Annotated in this window: 9 protein-coding genes; 4 read left to right on the top strand and 5 right to left on the bottom strand. The window is 70.5% G+C overall.

The window, feature by feature from the left end:
• Positions 1–111: 111 nt before the first annotated feature.
• Positions 112–804 carry a ThuA domain-containing protein gene (locus tag ACH4DZ_RS19365; protein ID WP_398288388.1) on the bottom strand — a complete coding sequence of 231 codons (693 nt, stop codon included), beginning with the start codon at positions 802–804 and terminating at the stop codon, positions 112–114.
• A gap of 17 nt (positions 805–821) precedes the next feature.
• Positions 822–1,580, bottom strand: a complete 759-nt coding sequence (locus ACH4DZ_RS19360; protein ID WP_398288387.1) for a helix-turn-helix domain-containing protein — start codon at positions 1,578–1,580, stop codon at positions 822–824.
• A gap of 251 nt (positions 1,581–1,831) precedes the next feature.
• Here ACH4DZ_RS19360 and ACH4DZ_RS19355 point away from each other — a divergent pair, with 251 nt between their 5' ends.
• The 4 genes from ACH4DZ_RS19355 (at position 1,832) to ACH4DZ_RS19340 (ending at position 5,006) form a co-directional block, all read left to right on the top strand.
• Entirely contained in the window at positions 1,832–2,503 is a 672-nt protein-coding gene (locus ACH4DZ_RS19355; RefSeq protein ID WP_398288386.1) for a DUF4097 family beta strand repeat-containing protein, read from the top strand.
• Positions 2,504–2,624: 121 nt separating this feature from the next.
• Positions 2,625–3,644, top strand: a complete 1,020-nt coding sequence (locus ACH4DZ_RS19350) for an ATP-binding cassette domain-containing protein (protein WP_398288385.1) — start codon at positions 2,625–2,627, stop codon at positions 3,642–3,644.
• A complete protein-coding gene (locus tag ACH4DZ_RS19345; protein ID WP_398288384.1) occupies positions 3,641–4,432 on the top strand; it encodes an ABC transporter permease in 792 nt (263 codons plus the stop codon). Before ACH4DZ_RS19350 ends, ACH4DZ_RS19345 begins: the two co-directional genes overlap by 4 nt.
• Positions 4,433–4,607: 175 nt before the next feature.
• The gene (locus ACH4DZ_RS19340; RefSeq protein ID WP_398288383.1) at positions 4,608–5,006 is read left to right on the top strand and encodes a VOC family protein; all 399 of its coding nucleotides are present in this window, start codon (positions 4,608–4,610) and stop codon (positions 5,004–5,006) included.
• A 158-nt stretch (positions 5,007–5,164) separates the two neighbouring features.
• On the opposite strand, the gene ACH4DZ_RS19335 is transcribed toward ACH4DZ_RS19340, so the two are convergent.
• From ACH4DZ_RS19335 to ACH4DZ_RS19325, 3 genes are all read right to left on the bottom strand, one after another.
• Positions 5,165–6,559, bottom strand: coding sequence for an MFS transporter (locus tag ACH4DZ_RS19335; protein WP_398288382.1), 1,395 nt, complete (start codon positions 6,557–6,559; stop codon positions 5,165–5,167).
• The gene (locus ACH4DZ_RS19330) at positions 6,556–7,263 is read right to left on the bottom strand and encodes a type 1 glutamine amidotransferase domain-containing protein (protein WP_398288381.1); all 708 of its coding nucleotides are present in this window, start codon (positions 7,261–7,263) and stop codon (positions 6,556–6,558) included. The genes ACH4DZ_RS19335 and ACH4DZ_RS19330 overlap by 4 nt, the downstream gene beginning before the upstream one ends.
• A gap of 117 nt (positions 7,264–7,380) precedes the next feature.
• Positions 7,381–7,968: a TetR/AcrR family transcriptional regulator gene (locus tag ACH4DZ_RS19325; protein ID WP_398288380.1), complete on the bottom strand. Its 588-nt coding sequence runs from the start codon at positions 7,966–7,968 to the stop codon at positions 7,381–7,383.
• Positions 7,969–8,012 lie beyond the last annotated feature (44 nt).

The following is an 8,012-nucleotide window of genomic DNA, read 5'->3' as shown; positions in this document are numbered from 1 at the left end:
CCCCGCGCCCCTTAAAAGCGGCCGGGGCCCGGCAGGGCTTGCGCGACGTGCGGGTGCGTTGTGGCTGGGTGCGCCGTTCCTCGCGCCCCTTAAAAGCGCCAGCTGTGCCTTCTAGAAGGCGGCTGTCCAGGTGATGGCGCCCAGTAGGTGGGTGCGGAAGTTTTCGTCGGTGTAGGCCTCCGGGGCGTGGCCCAGGGCCGTGTAGAAGGCTCTGCCCTCGCCCTGGGGGTGGCACCAGGCCAAGGGGTGGTCGTCGCCCATGCCGCCTCCGTCGTACGAGGTCTCGTCGGCGGAGAGGAGTACGCGTACCGAACCCCGGGGGCTGGTCCGGAAGTCGTACCACTCGTCCGTGAACTCCCAGGCGGCGGGCAGATGTCGGGTCGCCGGATGATCGTGGTCCTCCACGATGGCCCGGCCCGGCTGGTGGTCGGGGTGCCGGGCGAAACGCGCCCCCAACAGCTCGCCGTAGTAGGGCCAGTCGTACTCCGTGCAGGCCGCCGCGTGCACCCCGACGAAGCCGCCGCCCCCCTCGACGTACGCGGCCAGGTGCTCCCGGCCCGCGGGTGTCAGGACGTCACCGCTGGTGGAGAGGAAGACTACGGCCGCGTACGGGCCCACGGGAGCGTCGAAGAAGCCGGGGTCCTCCGTCGCGTGGACGGTGAAGCCGTGCGCCGCCCCCAGCGACCGTACGGCGGCCGTGCCGTCGGGTATCGAGTCATGGCGGTAGTCCGTGGTGCGGGTGTAGACGAGGACCCGGGGGTGGGAGGGGGAAAGGGCACTCGGTCGCGGGAGCTGTGCTGCCATGAGGGGGCTCCAGGTCTCTACTGCGTCGGTTCGGCCGGCGGCTCGGCCGGGGATTCGGCCGGGGGTTCGGGCTTCGCGTGGAGGACCTCTCGGGCCTGTTCCGCGGCTCGGGTCATGGCCTCGCCGACGAAGTCGACGAAGCGGGCGATGCCTTCGAGGCGGGCGGCGGCCGGGGTGTCGGGGCCGAGGACACTGACGCCCTGCCGTGCGGTCTCGGCGAGCTGGGCGTGGGACTTGGCGGCGGCGATCATCCCGTCGTACCAGACGGCGTTGTCGACGACATAGCGCTCGCGGCGGCCCTCGTCCCGCTCCCTCCGGATGAGGCCCTGACTCTCCAGGAGCGTGACCGCCTTGGAGATGGACGCGGGGCTGACCTGGAGGTGCTGGACGAGTTCGGACGCGGTGAGGCTGCCCGCGTCGGTGGTGTAGAGGTGCGCCAGCACCCGGGACGTCATCTTGGGCAGACCCGACTGCATCATGAGGGTGGTGAACACCTCCACGTACTCGCGTACGGCGTCGGCGTCACGGCCGTGGGCCTGCGGAGGCGCTTCCTGTCCTCTGGGCGCGGCCTCCCTGCGCCGGTGGGCGCGGTGTTCGGTGGCACGGTGGGCCAGGTCCGCGCGGTAGGCGAGGGGGCCGCCGTTGCGCATGACCTCGCGAGTGATCGTCGAGGTCGGGCGGTCGAGACGTCTCGCGATCTCCGCGTACGCGAGGTCGTCGGCCAGCCCCAGCGCGATCTGCTGGCGTTCCTGCTGAGTGAGCCTGCCTCCCGGCATCACGGTCTCCTTCATGGTCCTCGGTCGTGCCCGGCGCCCTGAGCATAGCGTTCACTCCAAGCACATTGCAACGCACTTGGCGATCGCCGTTGCGTTAGCCGTACTGCCAGCGCAACGATTTATAGACTCTGAGCTGCGGTTATAGCCTTTGCGTGCAACAGAACTGTTGCCGCTTCCATGAACGCAACGTAGCTTTTCCAATGCCGGAAACGCCGAACGGGCGAACGGACAACCACACCGAGGAGAGCACCATGCTGAAGTTCGACACCGCCACCCAGGTCTCCGCCGTCCTCGACATCCCCGCGGGAAGCATCCGGTTCATCGCCGCCGACCGGGCCGACACCACGGTCGAGGTCCGGCCCGCGAACGCCTCGAACGGCCGCGACGTGAAGGCGGCCGAGCAGATCAAGGTCGCCTACGGCGACGGCGTCCTGCGGATCGAGGCCGCACCGGCGAAGAACCGGATCCTGGGCAGCTCCGGGTCCGTCGAGGTCACCGTCCAGCTCCCGGCCGGCTCCCACGTCGAGGCGAAGACGGCCGCCGGCGAGTTCCGGGGCGTCGGACGACTGGGTGACGTCGCCTTCGAGGGGGCACAGGGTTCGGTCAAGCTCGACGAGACCGCCCAGGCCCACCTCACCCTGCTCGCCGGTGACATCTCGGTCGGCCGCCTCGGCGGCCCGGCGGAGATCAGCGTCCAGAAGGGCGACATCCGCATCGCCGAGGCCGTGCGCGGCACGGTCGTGCTGCGCACCGAGGCCGGCGAGGTGTCGGTCGGCGCCGCCCGCGGAGTCTCCGCCTCCCTGGACGCCGGTACCGGCTTCGGCCGGGTCAGCAACACGCTCAAGAACTCCGACGGCGCCGCCGCCGCTCTGAACATCCACGCGACCACGTCCTACGGCGACATCACCGCCCGCAGTCTCTGATCCGCGAGCCCTCACAGGCCCGCACTTTCAGCCTCTGCCCCGCAGTCCCCGAACCGCGGTCCCCGAACCGCAGTTCTCGATCCGCAGTCCCCGAACCGCAGTTCTCGAAGGAGCATTCCTCATGACCGACCCGGCCATCGCGGCGAACGGGCTGCGCAAGTCCTACGGCGACAAGGTCGTGCTCGACGGCATCGACCTGGTCGTCCCCGAGGGAACGATCTTCTCCCTGCTCGGCCCGAACGGGGCGGGCAAGACCACCGTCGTCAACATCCTCTCCACCCTCGTCTCCCCCGACCCCGCCTCCGGCGCGATCCGCGTCGGCGGCCACGACCTCCGCGCCGACCCGCAGGCCGTGCGGGCAGGGATCGGTGTCACCGGGCAGTTCTCCGCGGTCGACGGGCTGATCACCGGCGAGGAGAACATGCTGCTCATGGCGGACCTGCACCACCTGCCGAAGAAGGAGGGGCGGCGCATCGCCGCCGAACTCCTCGCACGCTTCGACCTCACCGACGCCGCGACGAGACCCGCCTCCACCTACTCCGGTGGCATGAAACGCCGCCTCGACATCGCCATGACCCTGGTCGGCAGCCCGCGGATCATCTTCCTCGACGAACCGACCACCGGCCTCGACCCCCGCTCCCGCCACAACATGTGGCAGATCATCCGCGAACTGGTCACCAGCGGCGTCACCGTCTTCCTCACCACCCAGTACCTCGAAGAGGCCGACCAGCTCGCCGACCGCATCGCCGTCCTCAACAACGGCCGCATCGCCGCCGAGGGAAGCGCCGAGGAGCTGAAACGGCTCATCCCCGGCGGACACGTCCGGCTGCGGTTCACCGACCCGGACGCCTACCGGTCCGCCGCCTCCGCCCTGCACGACGTCACCCTCGACGACGAAGCACTCGCCCTGCAGATCCCCAGCGACGGCAGCCAGCGCGAACTGCGCGCCATCCTCGACCGGCTCGACACCGCCGGCGTCGAAGCCGACGAACTCACCGTGCACACCCCCGACCTCGACGACGTCTTCTTCGCCCTCACCGGCAGCACCGGCGACACCGCCGGCGTCCCCGGCCAGACCACCGGGTCCGACCAGCCCAACCAGCCGAACCAGCCGAACCAGCCCAAGGAGAACGTCCGATGAGCACCCTCTCCCTCGCCGTCCGCGATTCGTCCACGATGCTGCGCCGCAACCTCCTGCACGCCCGGCGCTACCCGTCCCTCACCCTGAACCTGCTGCTCACCCCGGTCATGCTGCTCCTGCTCTTCGTCTACATCTTCGGCGACGTGATGAGCGCCGGGATCGGGGACGGCGGCGCCGACCGCTCCGAGTACATCGCCTACATCGTCCCCGGCATCCTGATGATGACCATCGGCAGCACCGTGATCGGGGCCGCGGTGTCCGTCGCCACCGACATGAACGAGGGCATCATCGCCCGCTTCCGCACCATGGCGATCCACCGCGGGTCGGTGTTCATCGGGCATGTCGTCGGCAGTGTCCTGCAAGTGCTCGCCAGCCTGGTCCTCGTCGGGGCCGTCGGTGTGGCCATCGGCTTCCGGTCCACCGATGCCACGGTCCTCGAATGGCTGGCGGCGTTCGGGCTGCTCGCCCTGTTCGCTCTGGCGCTGACCTGGATCGCGGTCGGGATGGGCATGGCCAGTCCGAACGCCGAGGCGGCCGGCAACATGGCCATGCCGCTGATCCTCCTGCCCCTCATCTCCAGCGCCTTCATCCCGGCCGACACGATGCCCGGCTGGTTCCAGCCGATCGCCGAGTACCAGCCCTTCACCCCGGCCATCGAGACCCTGCGCGGGCTGCTGCTCGGCACCGAGATCGGCAACAACGGGTGGCTGGCCGTGGCCTGGTGCCTGGGCCTGGCGGCGCTCGGCTACTACTGGTCGGCCTCGCAGTTCAACCGCGACTCGAAGTAACCGCCATGGCAGCGCGGGCCGGCTCCCGCACCTCGTCCCACCCCAGGGCGGCGTACCCCGACCACGCGTCGGAGTACGCCGCCCTGTCCGTGTCACCCGCCGGCCGCCGGCCGCCGTGCCATGAACGTCCGATTCCTTCAAGACCTCGCGCCACCACGGTCCCTACGGTGGTCCCATGACTCCACGATTCGATCTCATCGGCCTCGTCGTCTCCGACATGGCCGCGTCGCTCGCCTTCTACCGCCGTCTCGGCCTCGAATTCCCCGAGGGCGCCGAGAGCGCGCCGCACGTCGAGGCGCAACTGCCGGGCGGTCTGCGCTTCGCGCTCGACACGGAGGACACCATCCGCTCGTTCCACCCCGACTGGCTACCGCCGACGGGCGGGGGCCGGGTCGCACTGGCCTTCCTGTGCGACAGCCCCGCGGAGGTCGACGCGACGTACGAAGCACTGCTGGCCGCGGGCCACCACGCGGAGCTGAAGCCGTTCGACGCCCCCTGGGGCATGCGATACGCGGTCGTCCACGACCCGGACGGCAACGGCGTGGACCTCTTCGCCCACCTCGACACCCCGTAACCGGCCCCTCTTCCGCCTTCACCGGGTGGTGGGCCGAACCGAAGACGTCGGCGGCAGGGAAGCGGCGGCGGGCCGGGTCGGTCAGGTCAGGTCAGGTTAGGTCAGGTCAGCGAGGACCGCCGCGCTTTCGGGAGACTGTCGAACGGCGGGTACGGGGCTCATGCGGGGGCGGGAGCCGACGGAGCCCCGGGCGCCGGGGTACGCGGTGAACGACCCACGTGGGGCCAGGCGATGAAGGTCGTGGCCATGGCGACCGTCGCGAGTCCGGCCCCGGCGAGGAGAACGGTTACCGGACTCCACACGCTGCTCAGTGTCTGCACGAGCACCGGGAAGGCGAACCCGGTGTAGGCGAGGCTGTAGAAGACGGCGCTCGCGGTGGCGGCGTGCTGCGGAGGGGCCAGCGATTCCACCAGCCGCAATCCGCTCACCAGGAGGATGCCGTAGGCCGCACCCAGGACGACGGCGGTGGCCATCAGCAGGACGAGGGAGCCGGTGCCCGCGGTGAGCGCCGCGAGGAGCATGCCGACGATCGCAGCGGTCATGCCCGTACGGAAGGGGGCGGCCGGGGAGCGTCGCGCGAGCCGGCCCGCCCATGGCTGCACCGCGATGCCGGTGCCCAGAGTGACCGCGGCGACGATGCCGCTCCCGACGGGGCCGAAGTCGCCGAGGGACACCAGCGCGGGCAGCGCCGTGAAGGAGACGGTGGCGGCCCCGAAGACCCAGGGTGCCGTGGGAACCATGGCGGCCAAGAAGGCCCGGCTGGTCAGATAGCTCCCGGCCCTGCGGCCCGCTGCCGTGCGGCGGGTGCCCGGCCCGGTGCCCCGCCGGCCCGGCTCAGGGGCACGTAGCACGAAGGGCAGCGCCAGCGCCACGAGCCCGATGTGTACGAGGTAGGACGTGGTCCGCGGGGCGGGGAGCCACTGGACCATGGCCCCGGACAGGAGGGGTCCGGCCGCGAAACCGGCGGTCAGTGCGACTGCCGCGCGTCGTGCTCCCCTGCCTCGCGTCTGCGCGGTGTCGGACAGTTCCTTGATCCATGCCGTGCCCGGCCCGAACGCGGCGCCGGCGCTGATCCCGATGAGTATCCGCCCGGTCAGGATCGTCCCGAACGCGCCGTCCGAGAACAACAGCACGGCCGAGCCGAGCGCGGAGAGCAGCAGGGCCGCGAGCAGCGCCCGGCGCCGGCCGATACGGTCCGAGACCCGCGCCGCGATCAACAGGGCCGGTATGAGCCCGAGCGCGTAGGCCCCGAACAGGCCGTCGGCCCGCACCCCGCTCAGGTCGGCGTAGGAGTGCAGCAGGGAGGCGAACATGTTCGCCCCCCATCCCACGACGAACACCGTGGCGGCGGGCCGGACCCAGGCGGACCGGTAGGACGGAGCGTCGGGAACGTGCGTGCTGGGGTGGGTGAGCATCAGTTCTGTCCCTGGTCCGCTGCTGGACGGTGTCGGTGATCGGTGGCCCTTGCGGGCCCGCCGGGCCGGAGCCGTGGAGGCTGCCGGCCCGGCGGGGTCGTCGAGCCGCTCGCGCGGCGTCACGGTGTGGACGCTCACGCGTCGGCTTTGCCGCCGTGGGCGGCGCTGGTGACGAGATCGATGAGTGCGTCGGCGGTCGGACCGGAGGAGGCGGGGTTCTGTCCCGTGATCAGCAGGCCGTCCCGCAGGACGTAGGGCGCCCAGTCGTCGCCCTTGGAGTAGTCGCCGCCGAGCCGGACGAGTTCGTCCTCGACCAGGAAGGGGACCACCTCGGTGAGCTGGACTCCCTCTTCCTCGCTGTTGGTGAACCCGGTGACCTTCCTGCCTCGCACCAGCGGCGTGCCGTCCTCGTTCACGGCGTGCCGCAGGACACCCGGGGCGTGGCAGACCAGAGCGAGCGGCTTGCCGGCCCGCAGGGTGGTCTCGATCAGGCGGATGGAGGTGGCGTCCTCGGCCAGGTCCCACAGGGGGCCGTGACCGCCGGGGTAGAAGACGGTGTCGAAGTCGTCGGCATGGACGGAGTCGAGGCGGACGGTGTGGGCGAGGGCGTCCATGGCCTGGGGGTCGGCTTCGAAGCGGCGGGTCTCGTCGGTCTGGTTGGCCGGCTCGTTGCTCTTGGGGTCCAGCGGAGGCCGGCCGCCCTGCGGGGAGGCGAGGACGAGGTCGATGCCGGCGTCCTTGAAGCGGTAGTAGGGGGCGGCCAGCTCCTCCAGCCAGAAGCCGGTCTTCCTGCCGGTGTCGCCGAGCTCGTCGTGCGAGGTGAGGACGATGAGAACCTTCATGATTGCTGCTCCTTCGGATGGTGAACCGGTCACTTCTAAGTAGACCGGTCGTCTCTAAATGGTGGTCAGGCCGCGCGGACGTGGTGATGCGCGGGTGGGTGCGGGGCCGGGCGGGCGCTATACGTGCAGGAGCCGGCGGGTGACCGTCGCGGCGGTGTCCAGGGCGCCGATGTCCCGGTGGATCTTGGCCATGACGCTGGCGCCGAGCCACAGGTCGTACAGGGCCTGGGCGGTGGTGCGGGCGTCGCCGTCGACCGGGAGCGAGCCGTCCTCCAGACCGGCGGCGATCACCCGCTCCAGGCGGTCGACGATCGCGGTGGTGCCCTCCTTCAGCGCGATACGCATCGACTCCGACAGGTCGGAGACCTCCGCGCCGAGCTTCACGGCCAGGCACTTGCCCTGGCACTCGTCGACACTCTGCGACTCGCGCCAGCTCTGCCAGTAGTTCATCAGCCGCTGCGCCGGTGTCGTGTCCGGCTCGTCGAGGATGCGGTCCATGTCGGCGAGGTAGTCGGCGAAGTAGGAGCGCATCATCGCCTCGCCGAAGGCGTCCTTGGAGTTGAAGTAGTGGTAGAAGGACCCCTTGGGGACTCCGGCCTGGGAGAGGACCTCGTTGATCCCCACCGCGGCGAATCCCTTGCGGGACATGATCCGCTGAGCCGTGTCGAGAATGCTGCGGCGCGTATCGCCCTGAGTGACTGGCATGCGTACCATCCTACCGTTGAATAGACCGGTCGTCTACATCTGGT

It is taken from the genome of Streptomyces sp. NPDC017991 (assembly GCF_044328075.1).
In the GTDB taxonomy this organism is placed as follows: Bacteria; Actinomycetota; Actinomycetes; order Streptomycetales; family Streptomycetaceae; genus Streptomyces.
Note: the sequence above shows the minus strand (reverse complement) of the source record. Positions and strands in the feature narration are given on the sequence as shown.